This is a genomic window from Burkholderia sp. IT-111MI5 (assembly GCF_949752865.1).
In the GTDB taxonomy this organism is placed as follows: Bacteria; Pseudomonadota; Gammaproteobacteria; order Burkholderiales; family Burkholderiaceae; genus Burkholderia; species Burkholderia pyrrocinia_C.
The window spans coordinates 748969-773247 of sequence record NZ_CATKIF010000011.1 but is presented as its reverse complement, the minus strand read 5'-3'; the positions used below and the strand labels follow the sequence as shown (position 1 = coordinate 773247).

General features: G+C 66.0%; 28 protein-coding genes and 2 pseudogenes. 15 read left to right on the top strand and 15 right to left on the bottom strand.

The annotated features are described in order from the left end of the window. Nucleotide 1: 1 nt before the first annotated feature. The 8 genes from sctJ to ACM6JT_RS11655 all read left to right on the top strand — a co-directional run bounded on the left by sctJ (nt 2) and on the right by ACM6JT_RS11655 (nt 6621). Nucleotides 2-856 (top strand): type III secretion system inner membrane ring lipoprotein SctJ, encoded by an 855-nt coding sequence (gene sctJ / locus ACM6JT_RS11690; RefSeq protein WP_034180114.1) that lies wholly within the window; start codon nt 2-4, stop codon nt 854-856. Between the two features lie 25 nt (nt 857-881). Next, nucleotides 882-1571 (top strand): type III secretion protein HrpB4, encoded by a 690-nt coding sequence (locus ACM6JT_RS11685; RefSeq protein ID WP_051983629.1) that lies wholly within the window; start codon nt 882-884, stop codon nt 1569-1571. Next, on the top strand, nt 1568-2437 hold the full coding sequence (gene sctL, locus ACM6JT_RS11680) for a type III secretion system stator protein SctL (protein ID WP_414856520.1): 870 nt from the start codon (nt 1568-1570) through the stop codon (nt 2435-2437). The genes ACM6JT_RS11685 and sctL overlap by 4 nt, the downstream gene beginning before the upstream one ends. Next, complete coding sequence (gene sctN / locus ACM6JT_RS11675; protein ID WP_051983627.1) at nt 2434-3783, top strand: type III secretion system ATPase SctN; 1350 nt, start codon at nt 2434-2436, stop codon at nt 3781-3783. The genes sctL and sctN overlap by 4 nt, the downstream gene beginning before the upstream one ends. A 37-nt stretch (nt 3784-3820) precedes the next feature. Continuing rightward, nucleotides 3821-4357 (top strand): hypothetical protein, encoded by a 537-nt coding sequence (locus ACM6JT_RS11670; RefSeq protein ID WP_414856519.1) that lies wholly within the window; start codon nt 3821-3823, stop codon nt 4355-4357. Beyond that, on the top strand, nt 4354-5163 hold the full coding sequence (gene sctT / locus ACM6JT_RS11665) for a type III secretion system export apparatus subunit SctT (protein ID WP_034179925.1): 810 nt from the start codon (nt 4354-4356) through the stop codon (nt 5161-5163). The genes ACM6JT_RS11670 and sctT overlap by 4 nt, the downstream gene beginning before the upstream one ends. Nucleotides 5164-5233: 70 nt before the next feature. Then, nucleotides 5234-6199, top strand: a complete 966-nt coding sequence (locus tag ACM6JT_RS11660) for an alpha/beta hydrolase (protein ID WP_105390852.1) — start codon at nt 5234-5236, stop codon at nt 6197-6199. Between the two features lie 266 nt (nt 6200-6465). After that, nucleotides 6466-6621, top strand: coding sequence for a hypothetical protein (locus tag ACM6JT_RS11655; RefSeq protein WP_414856518.1), 156 nt, complete (start codon nt 6466-6468; stop codon nt 6619-6621). A 164-nt stretch (nt 6622-6785) separates the two neighbouring features. On the opposite strand, the pseudogene ACM6JT_RS11650 reads toward ACM6JT_RS11655, so the two are convergent. Further along, nucleotides 6786-6941 (bottom strand): annotated as a pseudogene (locus ACM6JT_RS11650) (IS30 family transposase); the annotation flags it as partial. Nucleotides 6942-7066: 125 nt separating this feature from the next. Between ACM6JT_RS11650 and ACM6JT_RS11645 the strand changes: the two are divergent. Then, nucleotides 7067-7365: pseudogene (locus tag ACM6JT_RS11645) on the top strand (integrase core domain-containing protein); the annotation flags it as partial. 24 nt (nt 7366-7389) lie between these two features. Here the strand turns inward: ACM6JT_RS11645 and ACM6JT_RS11640 are convergent. From ACM6JT_RS11640 to ACM6JT_RS11605, 8 genes are all read right to left on the bottom strand, one after another. Continuing rightward, entirely contained in the window at nt 7390-8583 is a 1194-nt protein-coding gene (locus ACM6JT_RS11640; RefSeq protein ID WP_105390854.1) for an MFS transporter, read from the bottom strand. Between the two features lie 123 nt (nt 8584-8706). After that, nucleotides 8707-10134: an MFS transporter gene (locus tag ACM6JT_RS11635; RefSeq protein ID WP_414856517.1), complete on the bottom strand. Its 1428-nt coding sequence runs from the start codon at nt 10132-10134 to the stop codon at nt 8707-8709. Nucleotides 10135-10341: 207 nt separating this feature from the next. Beyond that, nucleotides 10342-10785, bottom strand: coding sequence for a type II 3-dehydroquinate dehydratase (gene aroQ, locus ACM6JT_RS11630; protein ID WP_414856516.1), 444 nt, complete (start codon nt 10783-10785; stop codon nt 10342-10344). A gap of 19 nt (nt 10786-10804) precedes the next feature. After that, nucleotides 10805-11638, bottom strand: coding sequence for a shikimate dehydrogenase (gene aroE, locus ACM6JT_RS11625; protein WP_414856515.1), 834 nt, complete (start codon nt 11636-11638; stop codon nt 10805-10807). Then, nucleotides 11638-12858, bottom strand: a complete 1221-nt coding sequence (locus ACM6JT_RS11620) for a CaiB/BaiF CoA transferase family protein (protein WP_414856514.1) — start codon at nt 12856-12858, stop codon at nt 11638-11640. The genes aroE and ACM6JT_RS11620 overlap by 1 nt, the downstream gene beginning before the upstream one ends. After that, a complete protein-coding gene (locus tag ACM6JT_RS11615) occupies nt 12858-13316 on the bottom strand; it encodes a MaoC family dehydratase (RefSeq protein ID WP_034179920.1) in 459 nt (152 codons plus the stop codon). Before ACM6JT_RS11615 ends, ACM6JT_RS11620 begins: the two co-directional genes overlap by 1 nt. Next, a complete protein-coding gene (locus tag ACM6JT_RS11610; RefSeq protein WP_034179919.1) occupies nt 13313-13711 on the bottom strand; it encodes a VOC family protein in 399 nt (132 codons plus the stop codon). Before ACM6JT_RS11610 ends, ACM6JT_RS11615 begins: the two co-directional genes overlap by 4 nt. Then, a complete protein-coding gene (locus ACM6JT_RS11605; protein WP_034179918.1) occupies nt 13708-14658 on the bottom strand; it encodes a ketopantoate reductase family protein in 951 nt (316 codons plus the stop codon). Before ACM6JT_RS11605 ends, ACM6JT_RS11610 begins: the two co-directional genes overlap by 4 nt. A gap of 81 nt (nt 14659-14739) precedes the next feature. Here ACM6JT_RS11605 and ACM6JT_RS11600 point away from each other — a divergent pair, with 81 nt between their 5' ends. Continuing rightward, nucleotides 14740-15672, top strand: coding sequence for a LysR family transcriptional regulator (locus tag ACM6JT_RS11600; protein WP_105390859.1), 933 nt, complete (start codon nt 14740-14742; stop codon nt 15670-15672). A 434-nt stretch (nt 15673-16106) separates the two neighbouring features. Next, nucleotides 16107-16319: a hypothetical protein gene (locus ACM6JT_RS11595; RefSeq protein WP_034180109.1), complete on the top strand. Its 213-nt coding sequence runs from the start codon at nt 16107-16109 to the stop codon at nt 16317-16319. A 103-nt stretch (nt 16320-16422) separates the two neighbouring features. Here the strand turns inward: ACM6JT_RS11595 and ACM6JT_RS11590 are convergent, their stop codons facing one another. Beyond that, complete coding sequence (locus ACM6JT_RS11590; RefSeq protein WP_034179916.1) at nt 16423-16827, bottom strand: NUDIX hydrolase; 405 nt, start codon at nt 16825-16827, stop codon at nt 16423-16425. Nucleotides 16828-17144: 317 nt separating this feature from the next. Here ACM6JT_RS11590 and ACM6JT_RS11585 point away from each other — a divergent pair, with 317 nt between their 5' ends. Continuing rightward, nucleotides 17145-17384, top strand: a complete 240-nt coding sequence (locus ACM6JT_RS11585; protein ID WP_034179915.1) for a hypothetical protein — start codon at nt 17145-17147, stop codon at nt 17382-17384. 480 nt (nt 17385-17864) lie between these two features. Here ACM6JT_RS11585 and ACM6JT_RS11580 read toward each other — a convergent pair whose 3' ends face one another. The 5 genes from ACM6JT_RS11580 to ACM6JT_RS11560 all read right to left on the bottom strand — a co-directional run bounded on the left by ACM6JT_RS11580 (nt 17865) and on the right by ACM6JT_RS11560 (nt 21687). Continuing rightward, complete coding sequence (locus tag ACM6JT_RS11580) at nt 17865-18182, bottom strand: hypothetical protein (protein ID WP_034180108.1); 318 nt, start codon at nt 18180-18182, stop codon at nt 17865-17867. A 241-nt stretch (nt 18183-18423) separates the two neighbouring features. Then, the gene (locus ACM6JT_RS11575; RefSeq protein ID WP_374955227.1) at nt 18424-18780 is read right to left on the bottom strand and encodes a hypothetical protein; all 357 of its coding nucleotides are present in this window, start codon (nt 18778-18780) and stop codon (nt 18424-18426) included. Continuing rightward, on the bottom strand, nt 18722-18901 hold the full coding sequence (locus ACM6JT_RS11570) for a hypothetical protein (RefSeq protein ID WP_146120827.1): 180 nt from the start codon (nt 18899-18901) through the stop codon (nt 18722-18724). The genes ACM6JT_RS11575 and ACM6JT_RS11570 overlap by 59 nt, the downstream gene beginning before the upstream one ends. A gap of 343 nt (nt 18902-19244) precedes the next feature. Beyond that, on the bottom strand, nt 19245-20633 hold the full coding sequence (locus ACM6JT_RS11565) for a nucleobase:cation symporter-2 family protein (protein ID WP_414856513.1): 1389 nt from the start codon (nt 20631-20633) through the stop codon (nt 19245-19247). A 76-nt stretch (nt 20634-20709) separates the two neighbouring features. Next, on the bottom strand, nt 20710-21687 hold the full coding sequence (locus tag ACM6JT_RS11560) for a LysR family transcriptional regulator (RefSeq protein WP_414856734.1): 978 nt from the start codon (nt 21685-21687) through the stop codon (nt 20710-20712). 133 nt (nt 21688-21820) lie between these two features. On the opposite strand from ACM6JT_RS11560, the gene ACM6JT_RS11555 reads away from it, so the two are divergent. The 3 genes from ACM6JT_RS11555 to ACM6JT_RS11545 all read left to right on the top strand — a co-directional run bounded on the left by ACM6JT_RS11555 (nt 21821) and on the right by ACM6JT_RS11545 (nt 24261). Continuing rightward, complete coding sequence (locus tag ACM6JT_RS11555) at nt 21821-22537, top strand: SDR family oxidoreductase (RefSeq protein WP_414856512.1); 717 nt, start codon at nt 21821-21823, stop codon at nt 22535-22537. A 234-nt stretch (nt 22538-22771) separates the two neighbouring features. Further along, nucleotides 22772-23107 carry a putative quinol monooxygenase gene (locus ACM6JT_RS11550; protein ID WP_105390862.1) on the top strand — a complete coding sequence of 112 codons (336 nt, stop codon included), beginning with the start codon at nt 22772-22774 and terminating at the stop codon, nt 23105-23107. Next, on the top strand, nt 23104-24261 hold the full coding sequence (locus ACM6JT_RS11545) for an iron-containing alcohol dehydrogenase (protein ID WP_105390863.1): 1158 nt from the start codon (nt 23104-23106) through the stop codon (nt 24259-24261). The genes ACM6JT_RS11550 and ACM6JT_RS11545 overlap by 4 nt, the downstream gene beginning before the upstream one ends. Nucleotides 24262-24279: the final 18 nt, after the last annotated feature.

The window sequence follows — 24279 nt, the reverse complement described above, 5'->3', positions numbered from 1 at the left end:
CATGAACGCCCGGATCCGGATCGTCGGCCACACGAGCGTGCACGTGTGCGTGGTGTTGTGCGTCGCGCTGTGCATCGCGCTGGCCGGCTGCAAACAGGAACTGTATGGAAACCTCAGCGAGCAGGACTGCAACGAGATCGTCGCGGCGCTGCTGCAGGCGGGCATCGACGCGAAGAAGGAGAGTGCGGACGGCGGCAAGACGTGGAGCGCCAAGGTCGACGATGCACACATCGTGCAGGCGATGAACGTATTGCGCGAGCATGGCCTGCCGGCGCACAAGTACGACGATCTCGGCGATCTCTTCAAGAAGGACGGCCTCGTGTCGACGCCGACCGAGGAGCGCGTGCGCTTCATCTACGGCGTCTCGCAGGAGCTGTCGAAGACCCTGTCGCAGATCGACGGCGTGATGGTCGCGCGCGTGCATATCGTGCTGCCGGACAACGATCCGCTTGCGATGCACGTGAAGCCGTCGTCCGCGTCGGTGTTCATCAAGTACCTGCCGACGGCGAATCTCGCGACGATCGAACCGCAGATCAAGAACCTCGTGGTCCACAGCGTCGAAGGGTTGTCGTACGACAAGGTCAGCCTGACCGCGGTCGCCGGCAGCCCGCTCGACGTGACGCCGCGCGCGCCGTCAGGCGGCGGGGTGTGGCGCACGATCGCGATCGCCGGATGCGTACTCGCGGCGCTCGCGCTGCTCGTCGTCGTGACGCGCAAGCGAGGCCGGCGCGCGAATGACGCCGACGCGCCCGAGGCGTCCGGCGCGCCAGGTGGAAACGCGGCGGGCGGCCTGGCGGCGAAGCTGCCGGTGGGCCCGTTCCGAGGCAAGCCGGCCGCCGACGGCGCAGGGCGCTGACCGGCGCGCGGCACGGCGGACGATCATGGATATCGACAAACACGGCAGTGTCGCCTTCGGTCTCGCACGGCGTCTCGTGCAGTACCAGGCGAATCGTATCGGGCTGCCCGACTGGATCGGGCCGGGCTGGTTTCCGGACGCATGGCGCCGTGCGGCCGGCACGGGCGGCGCGCAGCTCGCCCGGCTGCGGGCGAGCGCGCTGGAGGGCTGGCTCGCGCGGGAAGGGCTGCCGGTGCCGGCATATCGGACGTTTCGCGGCGACACCGGGCGGCTCGGCGCGCTGGCGCTGGACGATGCGCTCGGCGTGCTGTGCCTGCGCGCGCTTTACGGCCGGCGCGCCGAGCTGCGTTACTGGGTCGACCGCGAGAGCCGCGACAAGGTCTGCGGCTGGCTCGGCCGGCACGGCGCGGTGGCGTTGCGCTGGCTGATGGCCGAGCCGCGCGTGCAACCGGTCGACCGCTGGATCCGCGACTTCGGCATGCATCCGCTTGATCATCTCGACGAGTACACGCTGAGCTGGGAAGGTTTTTGCCTGTTCCGGACGAGCGGCATGTGCGAACCCGATGCGCCGGCCGGATTGTTGCGCCTGGCGTGGGCGCGCGATGCGGTGGTGGCGCCGTGGCTGCATGCGAATGACGCGGACGCGACGCGCGAGGACAGCCGGCGCGTGCTGATGCGGCTCGACGATTTTTTTGCGGAGGAGGAAACGCGATGATCATCTGGCTGAGACAACCGGGCACCGAACAGGCGGCACGCGCGTGCAACACGGGCGTCGGGGTGCACGCGGACGTCGTGCAACGCGAGGCCCTGGCGTCGCTGGTGCAGCTCGACGCGGGCTATCTCGCGTTGCAGCGCCAACACGCGGAAGTCCTCGCGCAAGCGGCGCGCGATGCCGACAGCATGCTCGCGGCGGCCCGCGCGGACGCGGACGCGCTGCGCGCCGAAGCCCGCGGCGAGTACGACACCGCGCAGCAGCGCGGTTACGACGCAGGGAGCCGCGATGCGCTTTCGCAGTGGTACGCGCGCACCGCGCAGCTGCTCGAGCGGCGCTATGAACTGCAGATGTCGTTGAAGCAGCGCATCGCCGGGCTGGTGGTATCCGCGGTCGAGAAGATCGTCGCGAACGAACAGCCGGCGGCGCTGTTCGCCCGCGCCGGCGATGTGGTCGAACGCATCATCGAAGGCAGCCGGACCCTGCAGGTTCGCGTGCATCCGGACGAGCACGACGCGGCCGTCGAAACCTTCTCGCATGCGGTGGCGCAGTGGCGCGCGCGCGGCCAGCCGGTCCAGCTGACGGTCCATGCGGACCGCACGCTCGACCCGGGCGCGTGCGTGTGCGACACCGACATCGGTTCGGTCGACGCGAGCCTCAAGGTACAGATCGACGCGGTCCGCATGGCGGCCGATGCGGCGCTGCGGCGTGACGCGAACGCGCCGGACGTGCCGGAGACGCTCGCACCGGAGGCGTTCGCCGAAGTCAGGACGCATGCGGCAGCGCCCGGGTTGCCGGAGCCGCCGGAACCGGAACCGGAACCCGCAAGCGGCACGGGCCCGGCCGAGGATATCGGGGTACGAGCATGAGCGAAGTGTCGCGGGACGCCACCGGCATCGATGCGCTGATCCGGCTCACCGACACGCTCGAACAGGAGTTCGACCGTGCGGCGCACCTGTCGACACGCGGCAAGGTGATGGACGCGCTCGGCACGCTGATCCGCGTGAGCGGCATCGACGTCCGCTACGGCGAGCTGTGCGAACTCCGGACCGGGCAGGGCGAGCTGATGCAATGCGCCGAGGTGGTCGGTTTTTCCCGCGACACGGCGCTGCTGTCGCCGTTCGGTCGCCTCGACGGCCTCTCGCGGGACACCCAGGTGGTTGCGCTGCGTCGGCCGCTCGCGATTCCGGTCGGTTCCGCGCTGTTTGGCCGCGTGGTCGACAGCATGGGCAGGCCGATCGACGGCCGCGGCCCGATCGACACGACGGAAACCGCCGCGCTCTACGCGGCGCCGCCGGACGCGATGAGCCGCCCGCTGCTCGAGCGTTCGCTCGACACCGGCGTGCGGGTCGTCGACGGGCTGATGACGCTCGGCGAAGGCCAGCGCGTCGGCATTTTCGCGCCGGCCGGCGTCGGCAAGAGCACGCTGATGGGCATGTTCGCGCGCGGCACGCGCTGCGACCTCAACGTGATCGCGCTGATCGGCGAGCGGGGCCGTGAAGTGCGCGAGTTCATCGAACAGATCCTCGGCCCGGAAGGCATCGCGCGGTCCATCGTGGTGTGCGCGACCTCCGACCGCTCGTCGATCGAGCGCGTGAAGGCCGCCTATTCGGCCACCGCCATCGCGGAATATTTTCGCGATCGCGGCAAGCGCGTGCTGCTGATGATGGATTCGCTGACGCGCTTTGCGCGCGCCCAGCGCGAGATCGGGCTGGCCGCGGGCGAGCCGCCCGCGCGGCGCGGTTTTCCGCCGTCGATCTTCGCCGAGCTGCCGCGCCTGCTGGAACGTGCGGGGCTGTCGGAGCACGGCTCGATCACCGCGCTCTACACCGTGCTTGCCGAGGACGAATCGGGCAGCGATCCGGTGGCCGAGGAGGTGCGCGGCATCCTCGACGGGCACATGATCCTGTCGCGCGAGATCGCCGCACGCAACCAGTATCCGGCCATCGACGTGCTGGCAAGCCTGTCGCGCGTGATGCCGCAGGTGACGGACGACGCGCATCGCGACGCGGCCGGTCATGTGCGCCGGCTGCTTGCCAAGCATCGGGACATCGAAACGCTGCTGCAACTCGGCGAGTATCGGGCGGGCGGCGATCCGGTCGCCGACGAAGCCGTGCGCAAGATCGAGGCCATCCGGCAATTCCTCTGTCAGCGCACCGACGAATTCAGCACACGCGAAGCGACGCGCGACGCGTTGCGCGGTCTGCGTGCGTGAGCGCGGCCGCCGATGCCACGGGCGAAGGGTGACGACGATGAAAGACAGGCGCGTCATGGCATTCTCGACGATCCGGAATCGCCTCACGCGGGCCCGGGCCGCGCTGCGCGACACGCTGGCCGAGCAGCAGCGCGAACGCGACGAGGCCGATGCGCGGCTGGCCGAGCAGCAGCGCGTACTCGCGCACGCGGCGGAAGAGGTCGACCGGCGCACCGCGCGCATCGACCGCCTGCTCGACGGCCGCGGGCCGGTGCGGATCGACGAACTGCTCGACTGGGAGAAGCTGCTGGCCGATGCGCACGCACGGCGCGCGCGCGAACTCGACACGTTGGAGCGGTTGCGGGACGGCGTTGCCGCGATCGAACAGGCGATCGGTACGACCCGCACCGCGATTCTCCGCCACGACGTGCGGATCGACCTGTGCAGCGTGCGGCTGGATCGCCTGGGCCGTCTCGCGGAGGCCCGCGCGGACGATCTGCAGGACGAGGAGAGCGAGGAAACGTTCGTCGCGCGTCGCGGCGCCGCGTCGGCCGCGCACACGCCGCGTCGCAGCGCCGCGGAGGGCTCGCGATGATCGATCCGTTCTCGACCGGCATTCCGCAGCTCGGGCGCGCGCTGCTGTCGTTCATGATCCTGGTCGCCGTCTGCGGTGTGCGTCTGCTCGTGCTGCTGACGATCTTTCCGCCGACGGGCGGCGAGCTGATCACGAAGCGCATCCGCAATGCGATGGTCGTGTTGTGGTCGATCTACGTCGCTTACGGGCAGCAGGCGCTGATGACGCAACTGCATGGCGGATTCCTGCTTGCCGTCGTCGTCAAGGAGGCCGTGATCGGGCTGGTGATCGCGTTCGTCGCATCGCCGGTGTTCTGGGTCGCGGAAGCCGTCGGCACCTATATCGACGATCTCACCGGCTACAACAACGTGCAGATCACGAATCCGAGCCTCGGACAGCAGACGACGCTGACCTCCACGCTGCTGATGCAATGCGCGACCGTTGCGTTCTGGACCCTCGGCGGCATGACGTTCCTGCTCGGCGCAGTGTTCCAGACGTACGTCTGGTGGCCGCTCGGCAGCCTGACGCCGGTGCCGCGCGCATTCATCGAGGCGTTCGTGATGCAGCAGACGGATTCGCTGATGGTCACGATCGCGAAGCTCGCCGGGCCGGCGGTGCTGCTGTTGCTGCTCGTCGACGTCGGGGTGGGGCTGCTGTCGCGGATTGCGTCGAAACTCGATCTCATATCGCTCGCGCAGCCGGTCAAGGGCGCGCTGGCCGTCCTGTTGCTCGCGCTGATGATCGGCATGTTCATCGGACAGGTGAAGGACCAGGTTGCGTTGCTGCATGTCGGCGACCAGTTGCGTGCGCTCGCGCTGCCGAGGTAAGGCCCGATTCGCGCCCGGTGCACCGCGCGGGACGACACGCGGCGCAAAGTACCCGTCGAGGAGGCATCCCATGCCCGTCGCACCGAGTGTCAGACAGTTTCTCGAGCGTCGCGCGAGGCCCGGCGCGGTGTCGCTCGACCGGTTGCCGCTGGAAGAGGCGCGCCGCTATTTCGCGTACTACGTGCCGCTTGCCGATCTCGCGCCGCGCGGCGTCGACAGCATCGACGAATGCCTGATCGAGATGCGCGACGGCGTGCACATCGCCGCGCGCATCTACTATCCGCGCGCGCCCGACTGGAGCGCGCCGCAGCCGGCGTTGCTTTATTTTCATTCCGGCGGCTATGTCGTCGGGTCGCTCGATACGGCCGACGCCGTCTGTCGGATGCTGGCGGCCGACGCACGGTGCGCGGTCGTGTCGGTGTCTTACAGGCTCGCGCCCGAGCACAAGTTTCCGTGTGCGGTGGACGACGCGCTCGACGCGTTACGGTGGCTGCACCGCAAGGCGCTGACCTACGGTCTGGATGCATCGCGTCTGGCCGTCGGCGGCGAAAGCTCGGGGGCCACGCTGGCGGCGGTGGTTGCCGTTCGGGCCCGCGAGATGGACATTGCGCTGGCGATGCAACTGCTGATCTATCCGGCGCTGTCGGCGTCGCTGGGCAGCGCGGCGCACCGGCGTTACGGCGAAGACCATTTCCTGACGCACGACGTGATCCGCTGGATCCATCGCAACTATCTACGGCATGCGGCCGATGCGGCGGACTGGCGCTTTGCGCCGCTCGACGGAGAGCGTCACGCGCCGGCCGATCTGTATGGCGTCGCCCCGGCGTGGCTGGTTTCCGCCGAATACGATCCGTTGCGCGACGAGCATGCCGGTTATGCCGACAAGTTGCGCAGCGCCGGAAATCGCGTGGAGGCGCGGTGCTACCGGGGAATGATCCACGGATTTTTTTCGATGGGGCGCGTGATTCCCGAAGCCGCGTACGCACACCGCGAGGCCGCTGCCGCGCTGCGGGAAGCGCTGGGCAGCACGGATTGATGCAATGGCCGGGAGGCGGCGCGAACGACGGCGGCTCGCGGCTGCTGTTGAAGTGCTTGGAAACTGCTAATCGTGCCCAGAGATTCCGCTAATGTAATAATGCCTGCCGGCCCCATCCGATAAGGCACAGCGGCGGTTTCGAACACTTTTCGAGGTGTTGTATTGCAACAATGTCTGCATGTCGGATGTCCGTTTATTTTGCTGACGCGGTTGTGCGGTCCTTTGATTCCGCCAGCGCGTCTGACGGAGCTCGATAAGGAGCAGCAATGGTGAGTTCGGAGGAATTTGATAGCTATACTAATGAAGTGGCGAATGGCATGAGCCACCAATTGAATCCTGTCGCATGCACCGCCCCCTCTTTGAAACCCTCCGCGCTTCAATTTTTCGCCGGTCAGGTCATTTCCGGGCTGCGCTGCGCGTGATGAGCTGCGACCGAGAGAGAAGCGCATTCGAGAACTATCGGCGGTTACGTTAGCGGAATAAACGGACACGATTAGCGCTCGAACGGACACCATTAGCAGAATCTACGAACTTCAACAACGGTCGTATTCGGCCAGCCGATCCTCGAGGTTGCCGGTGTGCTCGAGTGCTTGAGCCAACCCGCAATCTGCTCCGGCGACCACTGCAATCGGAGCTTGCTTGCCGCAACCTGGGCGAGTGTCCGATTCCTGACCAGCTTACATGTCTTTGGGCGCCGTGTGCGGTCCCGGGCGAGCGCGTCGGCCTGGCTCGCCCGATAGCTGCTGCCTTCCGCCAGTCAAGGGTTCGCGGGCATTCCGATTTCTTCCGCAGACGTCCTGTAGGGCGCTGTTTTTAAAGCGATTCATGGGTAACGATATGCTTGCTGCTTCCGTGGCCGTCGCGCTTGAATTTGCCTCTGCCGGGGCACGCAGCTGGCCGAGAGATGCTGCCATCGGTCCGGCCTTCGTCGCACCGGGCAGTCCGTGGCAAATCGAGGTCGTTGAGAGCGTTGGCCGCAAGCCGCGCGAGGAATTGCTGAACCGGGGAGGGTTCCGCAGTCGTGCCGCAGCCAAGGTGCTCATCGAACGCTGGCGGCAGTTTTACGACGGGCGCCGGCCTCTTGCCACACATCGCTATAACTTCCCGCCACCGTCCGTCCGGCCTGGCTGGGTTCCGATAATATCGACGCGAGACTCAGCGACTGACTGGCTACAAAATTCCGCCGCATGTCACGTAGTCGCGTCGTTGATTTTTGGCAGCCAGGCAAACGCGATTGTCACCAGCGTGACGCCGACGACGAGCATCGGCACCACCATTGGCCACGCGCCCAGTTGATAGCGCGGATCGGTGAAAGCCGCTGCCGTCTGTCCCACGCTGAAAGCGAAGAACATCATGATGAAGCCAGACCAGGATACCGCGCGACCCGCAAGATGAGGCAGGCTGCTGACCGCCCCCGCCTGCCCGCATGGCTGATGGATTCCGTGGCCGAGGCAATACACGCCATGCCCCGCGAGCAGCGGCCAGATGCTCCCGGGAAGCAACGCGCAGCCCACCGCCTGAATCACCGCGCCGGAGAGGCTCAACGTTGCGCCTTGTCGCACCGTTCGCAGCATGCTCTGACGTCGCAACAGCAGGCGGCAGCCATACGTACTCAGGACATAGACGAACGTACCGCTCGCCGGTATCCAGCCATATCGCTGGGGCGACAGGCCGAGATGCCGGATGTAGATTGCGGGAGAGAGCAATAGAAAGCAGAACATGCCGGTGTACGTCGAGGCGGCCAGCAACGCCCATACCCTGAACGTGGCATTGCCGAATATCTCGCGCACGTCCCGGATCGAGCCTCGGCTCGAAGCGATTCTGGCGAAGCTTTCCTCGAAGCCGTACCAGCACATGACGAGCAGCCCGAACGCATACAGGCTCATCCCCGCGAGCACCCATCGCCATCCGGCCAGCTGCGTGACATACGCGCCGAGAATCGGCGCGAGGAACGCCATCATCCCCATTCCCATGAAACCACGCGCCATCACGTACGGGCCATCGGCTGCCGAATACCGGTCGCGCACCGTCGCGCGCGCGCATACCAGGATCGCGGCCATGGCAAAGCCCTGCATCGCGCGAGCGGCTACCAGCAGCGCTGCGGTTGAAGCGAGCGCAGCCGCGAGCGCTGCAAGCGCATAGAGCGCCAGGCCACTCAGCAACACGGGGCGGCGGCCGTATCGGTCGGAAAGACTGCCCATCGGCAATTGCCCGATACCGAATATCAATGCGAAAACCGTGAGGCTGACGCTGGCGGCCCCCAGCGTTGCGGCGATTTCAGGCAGCGCCGGCAGGTAACTGTCGGTCGCCACCGGCTGGGCCGCCAGCAGAAGCGGCAACATGAGCGCGAAGTTCAGGCGAGCAGGGCGCGTGGTGTCCGGCATGACGGTTTTCGGTACGGTATCGGGCATCGGTAACGCAAGTTGGCTCTGTCAGTGAGGGCGCAGCAGCAAGCTGGAAATGATTGGCGGAAGGGGCGCCGAACACGACGCCCCGTAGAGCGCCGGCTAGCTGCCGACGGATCCTGGCACGTGTTCGCGCACGATGCGATTGCGCGACATCGCCGCGACGCGCAGCCGGTCGTATTCTGCCTTGTCGACCGGTTGAGCGTTCGCTCGTCCCAGGTCGTTCATAGGGACACGATGGGTCTCGCGTGCGCTCAAGGCTGCGAGCGACGCAATCACGGTGATGCCGAACGCGATCGCACCGACGATCAGCCAGACGTGGTGTCCGCCGGGCGGCGCGACCGCCGTGAACAGAGCCGGCAGCATCGCCGTGGCTGCGGTACCGAGGTTCTGCGCGATCGCCATTGCCGAGACGCGGGTGCGGGTCGGGAAAAGTTCCGGATAAAAGGCGGGAAATACGGCGTTGTAGCCCTGATACACGACACCCCACATGAGCATCGACATCGCGAATGCGAGCGGCACGTTCCGGATGCTGATCGCATACAGGTAGGCGAACGCGAGCAGCCCGGCGGCCAGCGAGCCGACGATGATCGGCGGCCGACGGCCGACCTTGTCGGACAGGTTGCCGACGAACGGAATCACGATCATCGCAACGATATTGCCCACCACCGTGATCCAGAGATAGATATCTTTCTGGAATCCGATTCCATACGCCGGCTGGACCGCATAGGCTGCGCCGAAGATCGTGGCGACGACCGGAATCACGTTCATCATCGACATGCACGCGACGCGCACCATGTCGGGAAAGTGGTGCCTGAAAGCGTCGGCAACGGGCGAGCCGGCTTGCGACCGGTTGCGTACCGCTTCGTCGAAGGCCGGCGACTCGTCGACCTCGCGGCGAATGATCAAGCCCGCAACGATGACCAGCGCACTCAGCAGGAACGGAATGCGCCAGCCCCAGCTATCGAATTGCGCGGACGGCATGTAGTAGGCGAGCGGCAGGAACACGGCGGCGGCCAGCACCTGCCCGGCCTGCACGCCCTGTAGCGTGAAGCTGACGAAGTATCCGCGTCGACCGAACGGCGCGTGCTCCAGGATCATCGAGCTCGCGCCGGTGATCTCGCCGGCCACGGCGAAACCCTGCAGCAGGCGAAGCGTCACCAGCAATGCCGGCGCGATCAGCCCGGCTTGCTGATAGGTCGGCAGGAGGCCGACTCCGACGGTCGAGATTCCCATCAGGAACATGCAGAAAAGCAGGACGGTTTTCCGTCCGCGCGTGTCGCCGAGATGGCCCAGCACGAACGCGCCGATCGGGCGGGACACATAGCCGACACCGTAAGTGGCCAGCGACGCGATGATGGCTGTCGTGGGGCTGCCGTGCGGAAAGAATATCTGCGGGAAGATCAGCGCCGATGCCGTGGCGTAGATGAAGAAATCGTAGTATTCGAGCACCGAGCCGATCCAGCCGCTGATGGCGGCTTTTCTCGATTGGTGCCTGCCCCGGGGCTCGTCTCGCAAGGTCGTGGTCATCGTCGTCTCCAGATATTGATATGTGTGCCGGGCAACGCGGGTGATGCGGGGAGTCGTCACTGCCCGATGTATCGACTCCGTTGTGTGACCTGACCGAGGCCGATCGATACGACGCGCGGCGAGCAACCGCGGTGCGCAACGCCGTGCACCCGGCAGCGATTGCGCATGTGCGTCGGTCCCGCATCGGCAGCCGATACGGGAATCGGCCTATTCCTCGCCGAGCGCCGAGACCGCGGCCCTCAGCGCCAGCAGATAGCTTTGAACACCGAAACCGCAAATCTGCCCGCTGACGATCTCGGCCAGGACGGAGTGATGCCGGAACGGCTCGCGTGCATGAATGTTGGACATGTGCAGTTCGACGATCGGGCACGTGAGGATGGCAAGGGCATCGCGAATGCCGTAGCTGTAATGCGTCCATGCGCCCGCGTTGATCAGCACCGCATCCTGGCGTTCCTCGAAGGCGCGATGAATGCGCTCGCACATCGCGCATTCGCTGTTTGTCTGGAACGAGTCCACCTGTACACTCAGTTCCTCCGCCAGCCCTTGCAGCCGTGCATCGATCTGTGCGAGCGTGATCGTCCCGTACTGTGCCGGGTCGCGCTTGCCGAACATGTTGTGATTGATGCCGTGCAGCATCAGGATCTTCTTCATGCGAATCTCCATTGCGTGTTCAATCAAAGGGCACGGCCAGCCGATCGATCACCGAACTGGTCTCGGGGCGCACGCCGCGCCACCACGCGAACGCTTCGGCCGCCTGCTCGACCAGCATGCCGACGCCGTCCGCGATTCCGTGTACGCCTGCGTTTTTCGCGAGCCGGAGAAACGGCGTCAGACGCTTGCCGTATGCAAGTTCGTAGGCCGTGCCGGCCGGACTGAACACGCTCGGCGGGACCGGCGGCAGGTCGCCGGTCAGGCTGGCCGACGTCGCATTGACGACCAGGTCGAAACGCCCCATCCGTGCGAGGTCTGCGTAGCCGCCGGCAACGAGCGGACCGCGCCCGGCAACTTGCGCGACCAATGCGTGCGCCTTGTCGACGTCGCGATTCGCGATGACCAGTTCGGCCGGTCCGGCTTCGAGGAACGGTAAAAGCGCGCCGCGTGCCGCGCCGCCTGCACCGAGCACCAGGACACGCTTGCCGGCCATCGGCAGATTGAGGTTCGCTTCGATATCGCGAACCAGTCCGATGCCGTCGAAGTTGTCTGCCAGGATGCGGCCGCCGTCGAACTTGAGCGCGTTGGCCGCGCCCGCGAGCTGCGCACGCTCGCTGCGTTCGTCCGACATCGCGAACGCGTCGAGCTTGAACGGCGCGGTTACGTTGATGCCCTTGCCGCCGCCCTCGAAAAACGCACGAACCGCGGCAGCGAAAGCGCCTGCCGGCTCGACGGGCCCCTCGATGGCCGTATAGCTGAGGTCCTGCCGCGTCTCCTGCGCGAAAAGGCCGTGAATCAGCGGGGATTTCGTGTGTCCGATCGGATTGCCGATCACCGCGTACTGGTCGGTCATCATTGGCTCGCTTTTGAATAGAGGACGCCGTCGGCCTGCATCGCATCGATTTCGGCCGAATCGAACCCGAGGGAGCGTGCGACTTCCGCGTTGTGCTGCCCGAGATCGGGTGCGACGTCGCGAATCGTCGTATCGCAATCGGAAAACCGGAACGGCAGGTTGGGCAGGCGCAGTGTCCCGTAGCGCGGATGCTGTTGCTCGACGACCATGCCTCTCGCCTGGATCTGCGGATCGTTCAATACCTCGTCGATGCGCTGCACCTTCGCGCACGGAACGTCGATGCCGTCCAGCAGTTCGAGCACCGACGCGACGGAACGCGCGGCCACCCACGGCTCGACCACCGACAGAATCTCCGCGCGGTGCGCGTTGCGGCCGGTGCTGTCGTGAAACCGTGTGTCGGCGCCGAAATCCGCCGGGCCGCCGTGCGTCGCGATCAGATCGGCGAAGCGTTTCCACGCGTCGTCGACTTGCGCGGCGATCACGAGATCGCCGTCCGCGGCGCGGAATACGCCGTAGAGCGTCGAGGTCGGCATGTCGTGCCCGGTCTGCGCGGGCAGCACGCCCTGCAGCGTGTAGCACTGCACCGCATATTCGTGCATCGATACCAGCGTGTCGTACAGCGCCATGTCGATGTGTTGCCCGCGGCCGCTCTGCACGCGCCCCAACAGCGCGGCGTTGATGGCCGCGACCGCATGAATGCCGGTGTACATGTCGCCGAGCGAGATGCGCAGCAGCGGCGGCCGCTCGCCCGGCGTGCCGACCATCTGCATGATTCCGCTCTTGGCTTCCGCGATCAGCCCGAAGCCTGCGCGATGCGCATCGGGACCGGTATGCCCGTACGCCGAAATCGAACAGTAGACGAGGCGCGGATTGCGCGCCGACAGTTCGGCATAGCCGAGCCCGAGCTTATCCAGCGCGCCCGGCCGATAGTTCTCGATGAACACGTCGGCGGAGTCGCACAGCCGCTGCATGAACGCCTTGCCGCGCGCGTCCTTCATGTTGACGCTCACGCCGCGCTTGCCCATGTTGAGCTGCAGGAAGTAGCCGCTTTGCTGGTCGTCGAGCACGGTCGCGTGCTGGCGTCCGGCGTCGCCTGACCCGGGGCGCTCGACCTTGATGACTTCGGCGCCGAGCGCCGCGAGACAGCGCCCGACATACGGCCCGGCAAGGAAGTGGCTGTAGTCGACGACGCGAATGCCTTCGAGTGGGCGAGCCTGCATTACAGTGCCTCCGGGCGGCGCGGCACCATCAGGCGATGCTCGCCGTGTTGAACGACCTGACCGTCCTGATTGATCAGCTCCGACGGCAGCACGACGATGCCCCAATCCGGGCGACTCTTGCTGGCCCGCATCGAACCGACGCGGAATTTCACGTGCAGCACGTCGCCGACCTTGATCGGCAGCAGGAAATCCCAGGTCCAGCCGAGCGACATGCCCGGCAGAAAGCGATAGTCGCTCTGCGTCTTCAGGCCGTCGGCGATGGACAGGCCGAACAGTCCGTGTGCGACGAGGCAGCCGAAATGGCTCGCGTTTGCGTATTCCTCGTCCACGTGGACGGGCGTATGGTCGCCGGTGAGGTCGGCGTACGCGAGAATGCGCTCCTTGGTCACGATGTAGCTCGGGCTCGTGCACGTGTCACCCTCGCGGGCGTCGTCCCAGTATTTCTCGACGATCGTCATGGCCGTGCCTCCGCGCGCGGGTTGATCGCCAGTGCCTGCGCGACGCAGGAAGCCGGCCTGGCCTGGATCAGTTCGACGGCGAGCCCGTCGGGCAGGCGAAGCCAGTTCCGCCCCTGCGGCATCTCCGTCACGCCGAATCGTTGTGCCGCGGCCAGTGCGGCCTCCAGGTCCTCGCACATCACGCCGAGATGGGCGAGCCGGCCTTCCGGGCCATCGTGTTCCGGCGCGTGGATGAACTGCAGGCCGCCGAGCGTCCAGTACTGCCGCGGTGCGTCGAGCGTGCCGTCCACTTCGCGCAGGGTCATGCCGAGCACGTCCTCGAAGAAGCGGATGTGCCAGCGGATGTCCTTCACCCAGATCGCTACGTGTTCCAGATAGGCTTTCGGGGCACTCATGCTGCAGCCTCCTCGCGCTGGCGATCGGCCATCGCGCGCTCGAGCCCCTTGATGCAGGCGACGAGCGTGGCATTCACCGGGGTCGGCACGCCGTAGCGCTGCCCGCAGCGCACGACCGAACCGTTGATGAAGTCGATCTCGGTGATCGAGCCCTTCTCCAGGCTTTGCAGCATCGACGTCTTGAAGGACGCGGGCAGCCCCTCGGCGGCGAGCGTCCAGGCCTGTTCGGGATCGGTCATCGACAGCTTCACGCCGGCTGCCTGCGCCGCCGCGATCGCCTCGGCCACGGCCGCGAGCGACGTCGCCTTCAGCAGCGCCTCGTCGTAAAGCTGCCCGTAGGTGAGGCCGGTCAGCCCCGTCAGCGCACCCGTCGCGACATTTACCAGCAGCTTGTCCCACATCGTGCCGACGATGTTGTCGCTGATCGTCGTGGCGAGGCCGGCGGCATTGAATGCGGCGGCGATCGCCTGCACGCGCGGTGTGACGCGGCCGTCGAGTTCGCCGATATAGGTGGTTTTGCCGATCACGCCGGATTCGATGTGACCCGCGCCGCGCAGCACGCCGCCGACGTAGGTCTTGCCCGCGAGGACGCGCTCGCGGCCGACGACGTCGATCAGGATGTCCTCGTGCCCGAGGCCGTTCTGCAGCGACAGCACGGCGGTATCCGGCCCCACCAGCGATTGGGCGCCGCGGATGGCCGCATCGGTCTGGAACGACTTGACCAGCACCACCACCAGGTCGGCCACGCCGACATCGGCAACCCGAGTCGTCGCGTGAACGCGGACGTGGCGGGTGCCGCCCGCGTCGTCGACGCGCAGGCCGTCACCGCGCATCGCATCGACGTGCGCGGGCGAGCGGTCGATCAGCCAGGTCTCGTGGCCGCCTTGGGTAAGGGTGGCGCCGATCGCGCAGCCCAGCGCGCCAGCCCCCAGAATCGCTATTTTCAATGGCTTCTCCTTGACGTATGGCACCACGATAGGAATCGCCGCTCATGCCGACAATGCAATGGATACAATGGCGTCATTGCCATGGACAATAACGCCGTGATGCCAGCCGATCTGCCCGACCTGAAGCTGCTTCAGCTTTTCGATCTCCTGTACGACATGCGCAGCGTCACGCGCGTCGCCGAGCAACTGGGCCAGAGCCAGCCGACGGTCAGCATCTGGCTCGGGCACTTGCGGGAACACCTGCACGATCCGCTCTTCATCCGGACGCCCGGCGGCATGGCGCCGACGCCGCAAGCCGACGCGCTGATCGGGCCATGCCGGGAAATTCTCGAATCCCTGCGGCGCTTCACTGCATGGGAGATCGCGTTCGATCCTGCGACGGCCCAGCGACGCTTTCGCATCTGCATGACCGACGCGAGCCACATCACGCTGCTCCCGCGGCTACTGGCCCATGTCCGCGCGCAGGCGCCCGGCGTCCGGCTGGAAGCCGCACGGATCGACGGCAATACGGAGCGCGCGCTCGAATCCGGCGAAGCCGATCTCGCGATCGGCTATGTGCCGTGGCTAGGTGGCGGCATTTATCAGCAGAAGCTGTACGACCAGGACTGGGTATGTCTGGCCAACCGGCATCACCCAAGGATTCGCGGTCGCCTCGGGGCGAAGCAGTATCGTTCCGAAGGACATGTCGCCATTACCGCGGGAACCGGGGCGCAACTCCTCGAACAGGCGCTGCGGCAGGCGCGCATCGAGCGAGACGTGGTGCTGGAGTTACCGGGTTTTCTGGGGCTGGGTGCGATCGTCCAGACGACCGACCTGATCACGACGCTACCCCGTCATATCGGCCAGACACTGGCTCAGGCGAGCGATCTGGCGGTTCATGCGTGCCCGATCCCGGTCGAAGGCTTCGCGGTACGGCAGCATTGGCATGCGCGCTATCACCACGAGGCCGGCAACCGGTGGCTGCGCGGCGTCGTGATTCAACTGTTCGGCGCCTCGCATCCGTCCACAGCGTAGGGATGTGCGCTTATTCCGCGTTGCTTGGATCTATCCGTGTCGGGCAGCACGCCGGGTTCGAAGCCTGTGGCTAGTGCCGTGGCCGATTTTCGAGGAGGCGTTTGGCAACGGGTTGGGGCGAGTCGCGCGCGTTGGGTAGGATCATGGGTAGCGAGCCATCTGCGACTGCGGGAGTCTTACCTGCCGGTTCAATGTGAGCCGTAGTTGTAGTCCGCTGCCTTCCGCCATCCCGCTGTCCTGCGAATCGGCGTGCTTCGGATGGCGCGCACTTGCGCCGCGGCGCCGGCGCTGCACAGCGGCCGTAAACGAGCAAACTTGATCGGGAAAAGCACTGAAAGTTTGCGAATTATTTCCCGGTTATAGTGGAACTACTGGTGGTAGGCGCGGCGCGTTTTGCCGGTACCGACCAGGTAATGACTGTAGACGGGTGCTGCATGAAAAATAAAATCGAAAAGACCGCCGGACCGATCTGGGGTGTGGCTGCAGGATTGCTTCTTGCCGCCGCAGGACTGAGTCTCGGCATCTTCCCGACGTCCCTGCACAGCTCGGGAACCGCAAACGACTTCATGGCGTCCGGTGCCGCGATGCTGGGCATCTTCCTCGTCGTTTATTCCACGCACGAGTTACGAAGAAAGCGCGCGCACTGAGCGGCCGCGCGGCCGTTGTGATCCACGAAAAACGACTCGGGCCGGCGACGGCTCGGGAATGCGCTTGTCCTCTATGCGCACGAGCCGACGGGATTCGTGCGGGCTACGACTTGCGGATTTCGTGGTTATGGACGAGTTCGACGATTCGCTTCGTCGGGATGCTCGCGCGCAGTTTGTCGACGCCGTCGACTGGAAACCACCGGCATTTCTCGATCTCGTTGTTCGCTTGCGGCGTCTGGTCCGGGCCGACTTCCGCGAAGAACACGTGATGTACCTTCGCGAGCCCGGTGAAATGCATCGAGTAAACGAGGTGCTGGCCGGTCATGCCGGTTTCTTCGCACAACTCGCGATGCGCCGCTTCGAGCGGCGTTTCCCCGCGCTTGATCGTGCCGCCCGGAAGGGCCCAGCGCGACGACGCGCGCGCGACGAGCAACACCTGGCCGTCGCGGTAGCAGACGATCGTCGCTCGTTCTTTAACGGGTACTTCGGTCGGTTGGGGAGAACTCATGGGCTCGGGAGCATGGACACTGGCGTGATTCTAGCCAGCGTTAATCACGGTGCCAAGACGGCATCTGCCGGAGCCGCTCGATCATACGGAAACCGGTCATGTCCAGGATGACTAATGCGAGCACCGGGAACCGACGGGTTGAATCCGAGATGCAAAACAAACCCGAGCGATCGGCACCGAAATTGCACCGATAAGTCAAAGCTGCTCGCAGCGAGCGAATAACCCGCGAATCGGCTGGAAATGGAGCGCTTACAGGAGGATTCGCCCGGGTATAGGGGCGCATACTTGAGACCCCAATAACCAGACCGGACACGGCGATGACTACCCTAAGCATGCAAACGATCGTTTGCGGCAAGACCATTCAGGTAGCCCTGATGACCGACACCGCGACGGCCAGCATTTTCGTGATGGACAACGATGACGGTTCTCATCAGCCGCAGATCATGAAGGTGCGCCAGTACCTTGATGCGGGTATGACGGGTGAGGACGTCGTCCGCCATGTGTTGAATATCGTTGTGGCCTCGATCGAGCGGCGTGGCCAGCTATGGGCGCACTGAACTTCTTCTGAGCGGTCGTCTGCACCGGTCGTGCTCTGCCGCGGTTTGCTCGAAAGGGATTCGGTCAGGATGGCGAAACGCACTCGATGCAGGTGTCATGCCTGCGATCGGATCGGAAGCAATCCGCGATCGCGTCCGCCGTCAGGGACAAGCGAAAACCAGCGGCGATCTGGCCGGCTTCGAGGCGCGTGACGATGCAGTTGCATACGCGGCAAAGTGGGCGAAAGGATGGCTGGCCTCCAGGTTGAAGGCAAAGCTTGCCTGGGGCGAGTCTCCACGGAGTTCGCTCGCGTCGACCGGGCTTTGCGCGACATCGCCCGTCTTCGGGCCCGGTGTCGATTCAGCTTGCGGCGTCAGGATCGTGCCCGACGCATTCGCTCCACCTTTTGCAAGCGGCAACGATGCGGAAGGGCGACACAAAGGCGATGAAGATCGGGACGGCGGCGCAGCTTCGGTTCGACTTTCGGATCTGGACGCGCGCTACCGCCTGGGGTGTTTCATCTCCTCGGCTTCCATTGCCGCGTTTCGTTCCTCACTCGCGGAAACAGGTTCCATGGCCTCGTCGATCGAGGCCAATGCGTACTCGCAGGCCAGCTTCGTTTCCTCGACGTCGGCGTCGGGCTCCTCGTCGTCATTGACGGGAGGATCGAGCATGTCCCTGAGCATCGTCTCCAGCTCCGGGGTGTCCCATGGTTCGCCCCGTTGTTCTTTCTTCCTGATGTAGTGCCGGATTTCCGCATCCTGTTCGGGCGTCAGTGGAAGGTGCCGGAAGGTGCTGTTCGGGTTGGCGTCAGTCATGATGTTGCTCCGAAGTCCGGCATGAGCCCGGTTTGGCTGCTTCCCGGGATGCATGCCGGAAAAAACGATATGGATGACGAACCGACTCGCGAGTAAGGCCGGGTCAAGGCGACTCGCGCGACGGCCGCCGCCGCGGATCCTGCGTTCGCCGAGCTGTTCTGCAGCCTGCAATCCGGCATTCAAGATGTGTTGGGTCCCGAATTGATGTGCAACCGAATTCTCGGACGTGCGTGGCAGATTCTTATTTGCGGAAGTTCGGATCCCGGATTCGATCGAGGCGAGCGGAAAGCTCGGTGATCTGGTATTCAAGTACCTTATTGCGCTCAAATCGTGTCCGGAGTGTGTCGAGCTTGACTCGCCAATACGCCGGATCGCTCACCGGCGATCGGTTGGTGAAGGCGTCGTGTGTCTGCTCGAGCAGTCCGATCGCTCCCCTGATATGAGCCAGTTCGCGCTCCACATCGCAGTACCAGCTCATGTTTTTCGACTCCCGGTTATGGTTCACTTCTTGGCTTGCTGCACGGCCAGCACGTTTGATTTCACTCGAAAAGCCGCCGTGCGGGCCAATTTCGAGCGATGTTGTCGTCAGTGCCCGCACGTAAAATCTCGACCACGGTGACGAAGCCGGCGTCGTCGTCATGCGGGCGGCCGTTCTGCGCCGGCACATGGGGACAAATGAGCGGGCAATATGCGAATCCACGATAGAGACGCACGCTCATGACGAGCTCCTGAACGTTCGGTCGCGACGAATCGCGGGGACGAACGCGTCCGGCCAGTATCGCCAGTGTGGCGCGACGGGGTGGGGCGAAAGGCGTAACGCTGCGCGCGAACGTGAGCGCGATGCAGCAAGAGGGGAGATGGAGGGCGAGCAGTCGAACGGCTCACGAATGCCCTGATGAGTTCATCATACGCGCGTCGCCCTTCGGGTGGCCATCTTATTTCGGGCGACGCGGATCGCCTCTGGTGCGAGGCTGTGGCGGTCTGGCGCGGGCGGGTTGAACCGGCGTGCGGGCTGGCCGACGCGGTGCCTGAAACACCGCGCGGTTGCCGCGCATTCCGTCCTTACTTCTTTTCCGGCAGGAACCAGTTCATCACGAGCGCGCAGATGCCGCCCGTTGCGACGCCCGATTCCAGCACGTTCTTCAGCGCGTGCGGCAGGCTGTTCAGAATGTCCGGCACCTGCGACACGCCGAGGCCGAGCGCCAGCGACACCGCGATGATCAGCAGCGCGCGGCGGTCGAGCTGGACGCCCGCGAGAATGTTGATGCCCGATGCGGCCACCGCGCCGAACATCACCATCGCCGCCCCGCCGAGCACGGGCTCCGGCACGGCCTGCAGCACGCCGGCGACGACCGGGAACAGGCCGAGCACCACCAGCATCCCCGCGATCCAGATGCCGACATGGCGGCTCGCGACGCCGGTGATCTGGATCACGCCGTTGTTCTGCGCGAACACGGAGCTCGGGAACGTATTGAACACGCCGGCCAGCAGCGAGTTCGCGCCGTTGACGAGCACGCCGCCCCTGATTCGTTGCATCCACACCGGCCCTTGGACCGGCTCGTTCGAGATCTTGCTGGTGGCCGTGACGTCGCCGATCGCTTCGAGCGACGTGACGAGGTAGATGATCAGCATCGGCACGAACAGCGACCACGAGAAGCCGATGCCGAAATGCAGCGGCGTCGGGACCTGGAACAGTGCGGCCTGGTGCATGCCGGTGAAGTCGAGGCGGCCGAGGAACGCAGCCGCGAGGTAGCCGATCGCGAGCGCGATGACGAGCGCGGTGCTGCGCACCCAGACGATCGGCACGCGGTTCAGCAGGATGATCGTGCCGAGCACGAGGCCGGACAGCGTCAGGTTCTCCGCGCTCGCGAACGTGCCCTTGGCCATCGCGCCAAAGCCGCCGCCCATGCTGATGAGGCCGACCTTGATCAGCGTGAGGCCGATCAGCAGCACGACGATGCCGGTCACGAGCGGCGTGATCAGGCGCTTCACGAACGGCAGGATGCGCGACACGCCCATCTCGACGAACGAACCGGCCATCACGACGCCGAAGATCGCGGCCATCACGGTCTCGACCGGCGTGCCCTGCTTGACCATCAGGCTGCCGCCCGCGATCAGCGGGCCGACGAAGTTGAAGCTGGTGCCCTGGACGATCAGCAGGCCGGCGCCCAGCGGGCCGAAGCGCTTGCACTGGACGAAGGTGGCGATGCCGGAAATCACCAGCGACATCGACACGATCAGGGTCGTATCGCGGCTGGACACGCCGAGTGCCTGGCAGATCAGCAGGCCGGGCGTGACGATCGGCACGATGATCGCCAGCAGGTGCTGCAGCGCGGCGACGAAGGCGACCATCGGCGCGGGCCGGTCGTTCGGGCCGTAGACGAGGTCGCGGGCCGATTCTGCGGCGTCGGCGCCGTGGGAGGCGGGTTGGGCGTGGGAAGCGGGTTGCATGGCGAGCGGGCCGGACAAGGTGGAAAGTGCGGCATTTTAGCCGAAGGGCCCGCGGGAGCCGCCGGGGCGCCCGGCGTCAGCCGGCCGTGCGTGTTCCCGCGCTGCGCGCCGGTGTGCGTGGCGCGCGGGAATCCGGATACGCGCGCTGGTAGACCGCAATCACCGCGTCGCGCAGGCGGCGATGGACGGGATCGCCATGATTGCGCGGATGCCACAACGCGGCGACGAGGATCGCGGGCAGGCGGACCGGGATCTCGAAGCTGCGCAGCCCGAGGGCTTCCGTGAGCCCGGGGGTGAACGCGTTGCCGAGGCTCGAGCGCGGCACCAGCGCGATCAGGTCGGTGCTGGCCGCGACACGCATTGCATCGGGGTAGCCGGGGACGACCACGTGCACGGTCTGGCCCGGGCCGGACCGGTCGGTCGAGTCGTCGGCCGGTCCGCCGAAATCGCCGAGCTGCGATGCGATCACCTGACGGCAGGCCGCATAGCGTGCGGGCGTGATCCTGGCCGACGCGAACAGCGGATGTCCGGCGCGCGCCACCGCGACGTGCCAGTCGTGACAGAGCATGCGGGTGTGCAGCTCGGGTGCGTCGTCGCCGCGCTTGCCGATTTCCAGATCGACGGTGCCGTCGCGCAGCGCTTGCGGATCGCGGTCGGGCTTGGGCACGAAGCGGATGCGCACGTGCGGCGCGACTTCGCCGATCGCGGCGACCATCGGGCCGGACAGCATTTCCATGAACGACGCCGACGCACGAATGGTGAACGTGGATGCGAGCGTCGCCATGTCGACGTCGGCCGTCGCCGGCCGCAGCACGGCGCGCGCGTCGCTCGCGATCGCATGCACGCGGTCGCGCAATGCAGCCGCGTGCGGCGTCGGCACGAGCTTGCGCCCGGCGCGCACGAGCAATTGATCGCCGGTGGAGAGCCGCAGCCGCGTGAGCGTGCGGCTCATGGCGGATGTGCTCAGGCCAAGCCGGCGCGCGGCACCCGTCACGCTGCCTTCCGACAGCAGCGCGTCGAGCGCGGTAACGAGGTTCAGGTCGATGTCTTCCATGCGGACAGGATACGCCACTGCGCGGTCTGGCATGGCGTTCGATGCAACTATCGATTGTATCCGGTGCGTCTGGTGCATGGTCCGGTGCGCGCCTATAGTGGGCGCATCATGAAACCCGGCAAAGGCGGCAACCATGCAATCGACCGTATCGGACCCGAACGCACCCACGATCCTGCTCGTTGCGGCTTCGCGCGGCCTCGGGTTGGCCATGGCGGAGCAATTCCTGAACAGGGGCTGGAACGTAACGGGCACCGTGCGTGAAGGATCGGGACGCACGAAGCTGCACGACCTGGCGGACCGCTTCGACGGCCGGCTCGGGATCGATACGCTCGACATCTGCGAGCCGGCGCAACTGGCGGCGCTGCGCGAGCGCCTGTCGGGCAGGCGCTTCGACATGCTGTTCGTGAATGCGGGGACGACCAACGACCCGAACGAAACGATCGGCGAAGTGACGACCGACGAATTCGTGCGCGTGATGATCACGAATGCGCTTGCGCCGATGCGCGTGATCGAGGCGTTGCAGGATCTCGTGACCGCGGACGGCCTGATCGGTGCGATGTCGTCGGGGCAGGGCAGCGTCGCGAACAACGTCAGCGGGATGCGCGAGGTCTATCGCGGCAGCAAGGCCGCGCTGAATCAGTTCATGCGCAGCTTCGCGGCGCGGCAGGCCGACACGCCGCGTGCGCTGGCGCTGATGGCGCCCGGCTGGGTCCGCACGGAGCTGGGCGGGCCCGATGCGCGCCTGACCATCGACGAGAGCGTGCCGAGCCTCGTCGACGTGCTGATCGCGAAGCGGGCGCGCCCCGGGCTCGAATACCTCGACTATCTGGGGCGGACGGTGCCGTGGTAGTCGTCGGCGTGTCGGTGGGCGGAGGGTTACGAACCGACGCGTCGTGAATATGCAGCGAGATTCGACATGTTTTTCGCAGTTCGGTCACGGCGCTGCGAAGGTATTGCCGATTCAATACAATGCGACGACGAGTCAGTGACACGGTGTCGCGTCATCGCGTTTGAATCCATCCGGTTCGCAGCGGATTGCGTGCGCCCCCGTCGCGACGGGCGTTTGTCGAACACGGAGCCCCGCATGAATGAACCTTACCTGCAGGTCATTGCACATTTTTACGCGAAGCCGGGCAACGGCGACCGCGTGATCGAACTGCTCGCGGAGCTCGCGCCCGCGACGCGCGCCGAGCCGAAGAATCTCGACTATGCGTATTTCCGGTCACCGGAGGATCCCGACCACATCGTGATCCTCGAGCGTTACCGCGACGCGGACGGCCTCGACGTGCATCGGGAAACGCCGCATTTCCAGCGCATCGGTGTCGGGGCGATCATTCCGTTGCTCGATCGCCGCGACGTGTCGCGCTACATGGTGCAGCCGGACACCGGCACGGCGACGCCACCGGGAGGCACTCGATGAACCCGTTTCAATTCCGTACCGTTCCGACGCAGATCGTCGAATTCGGCGCCGCGCGCCGGCTCGGCGCGTTGTTGCGCGAACGCTTTCCGGCGCTCGTGCGGCTGTGCGTCGTCACCGATGCGTTCCTGCATCGCAGCGGCGTGCTCGCGCCCGCGCTGGAGAGCCTCGCCGCGCACGGCTGGCAGGTCACGGTGATCGACGACGTGATCGCCGATCCGCCCGAGCACGTGGTGCTCGAAGCGACCGCGCGGGCCGTCGCGGCCGATGCCGAGATCGTGCTCGGCCTGGGCGGCGGTTCGTCGATGGACGTTGCGAAGCTGATCGCGGTGCTTGCACCGGGGCAGCAGGCGCTGGCCGACATGTACGGCGTCGACAAGGTCGCGAGCGTGCGGCTGCCGCTCGTGCAGATGCCGACTACGGCCGGCACGGGCTCCGAGGTGACGGCCGTATCGATCGTCACGGTCGGCGAGGCGCGCAAGATGGGCGTGGTGTCGCCGCACCTGTTCGCGGACGTCGCGATCCTCGATGCCGAGCTGACGCTCGGCCTGCCGCGTGCGGCGACGGCCGCGACGGGCATCGACGCGATGGTGCATGCGATCGAAGCCTATACGTCCGCGCGGCTGAAGAATCCGGTGTCCGACATGCTGGCCGTGCACGCGCTGACGCTGCTGTCGCGCAACCTGCTCGCGGCCTGCGACGACGGCCGCAACCGCCACGCGCGCGAGGCGATGCTGGTCGGCGCGATGTTCGCCGGGCAGGCGTTCGCGAACGCGCCGGTCGCGGCCGTGCATGCGCTGGCCTATCCGGTCGGCGGGATCTTCCACGTGCCGCACGGGCTGTCGAATGCGCTCGTGCTGCCGCACGTACTGCGCTTCAACGCGCCGGCCGCCGCGCCGCTGTATGCGGAACTCGCGGCGATCGTCGCGCCGTCGGCGACGGGCAGCGACGAAGCGAGGACGCATGCGCTGATCGCGGAGATCGACCGGCTGATCGCGGCGACGGGCATCCCGCGCACGCTGCGCGAAGTCGGCATCGGCGAGGGCGACCTGCCGAGGATGGCGTCGGACGCGATGCTGCAGACGCGCCTGCTCGTGAACAATCCGCGCGAGGTGACGGAGGCCGACGCGCTGGCGATCTATCGGCAGGCGTGGTGATGCGGCGGACAAGCTGCG

Bases quoted from the DNA above. Each gene is read 5' to 3' on its own strand.
- sctJ (WP_034180114.1), top strand. From the start codon at position 2: ATGAACGCCCGGATCCGGATCGTCGGCCACACGAGCGTGCACGTGTGC.
- ACM6JT_RS11685 (WP_051983629.1), top strand. From the start codon at position 882: ATGGATATCGACAAACACGGCAGTGTCGCCTTCGGTCTCGCACGGCGT.
- sctL (WP_414856520.1), top strand. From the start codon at position 1,568: ATGATCATCTGGCTGAGACAACCGGGCACCGAACAGGCGGCACGCGCG.
- sctN (WP_051983627.1), top strand. From the start codon at position 2,434: ATGAGCGAAGTGTCGCGGGACGCCACCGGCATCGATGCGCTGATCCGG.
- ACM6JT_RS11670 (WP_414856519.1), top strand. From the start codon at position 3,821: ATGAAAGACAGGCGCGTCATGGCATTCTCGACGATCCGGAATCGCCTC.
- sctT (WP_034179925.1), top strand. From the start codon at position 4,354: ATGATCGATCCGTTCTCGACCGGCATTCCGCAGCTCGGGCGCGCGCTG.
- ACM6JT_RS11660 (WP_105390852.1), top strand. From the start codon at position 5,234: ATGCCCGTCGCACCGAGTGTCAGACAGTTTCTCGAGCGTCGCGCGAGG.
- ACM6JT_RS11655 (WP_414856518.1), top strand. From the start codon at position 6,466: ATGGTGAGTTCGGAGGAATTTGATAGCTATACTAATGAAGTGGCGAAT.
- ACM6JT_RS11640 (WP_105390854.1), bottom strand. From the start codon at position 8,583: ATGCCGGACACCACGCGCCCTGCTCGCCTGAACTTCGCGCTCATGTTG.
- ACM6JT_RS11635 (WP_414856517.1), bottom strand. From the start codon at position 10,134: ATGACCACGACCTTGCGAGACGAGCCCCGGGGCAGGCACCAATCGAGA.
- aroQ (WP_414856516.1), bottom strand. From the start codon at position 10,785: ATGAAGAAGATCCTGATGCTGCACGGCATCAATCACAACATGTTCGGC.
- aroE (WP_414856515.1), bottom strand. From the start codon at position 11,638: ATGACCGACCAGTACGCGGTGATCGGCAATCCGATCGGACACACGAAA.
- ACM6JT_RS11620 (WP_414856514.1), bottom strand. From the start codon at position 12,858: ATGCAGGCTCGCCCACTCGAAGGCATTCGCGTCGTCGACTACAGCCAC.
- ACM6JT_RS11615 (WP_034179920.1), bottom strand. From the start codon at position 13,316: ATGACGATCGTCGAGAAATACTGGGACGACGCCCGCGAGGGTGACACG.
- ACM6JT_RS11610 (WP_034179919.1), bottom strand. From the start codon at position 13,711: ATGAGTGCCCCGAAAGCCTATCTGGAACACGTAGCGATCTGGGTGAAG.
- ACM6JT_RS11600 (WP_105390859.1), top strand. From the start codon at position 14,740: ATGGACAATAACGCCGTGATGCCAGCCGATCTGCCCGACCTGAAGCTG.
- ACM6JT_RS11595 (WP_034180109.1), top strand. From the start codon at position 16,107: ATGAAAAATAAAATCGAAAAGACCGCCGGACCGATCTGGGGTGTGGCT.
- ACM6JT_RS11590 (WP_034179916.1), bottom strand. From the start codon at position 16,827: ATGAGTTCTCCCCAACCGACCGAAGTACCCGTTAAAGAACGAGCGACG.
- ACM6JT_RS11585 (WP_034179915.1), top strand. From the start codon at position 17,145: ATGACTACCCTAAGCATGCAAACGATCGTTTGCGGCAAGACCATTCAG.
- ACM6JT_RS11580 (WP_034180108.1), bottom strand. From the start codon at position 18,182: ATGACTGACGCCAACCCGAACAGCACCTTCCGGCACCTTCCACTGACG.
- ACM6JT_RS11570 (WP_146120827.1), bottom strand. From the start codon at position 18,901: ATGAGCGTGCGTCTCTATCGTGGATTCGCATATTGCCCGCTCATTTGT.
- ACM6JT_RS11565 (WP_414856513.1), bottom strand. From the start codon at position 20,633: ATGCAACCCGCTTCCCACGCCCAACCCGCCTCCCACGGCGCCGACGCC.
- ACM6JT_RS11560 (WP_414856734.1), bottom strand. From the start codon at position 21,687: ATGGAAGACATCGACCTGAACCTCGTTACCGCGCTCGACGCGCTGCTG.
- ACM6JT_RS11555 (WP_414856512.1), top strand. From the start codon at position 21,821: ATGCAATCGACCGTATCGGACCCGAACGCACCCACGATCCTGCTCGTT.
- ACM6JT_RS11550 (WP_105390862.1), top strand. From the start codon at position 22,772: ATGAATGAACCTTACCTGCAGGTCATTGCACATTTTTACGCGAAGCCG.
- ACM6JT_RS11545 (WP_105390863.1), top strand. From the start codon at position 23,104: ATGAACCCGTTTCAATTCCGTACCGTTCCGACGCAGATCGTCGAATTC.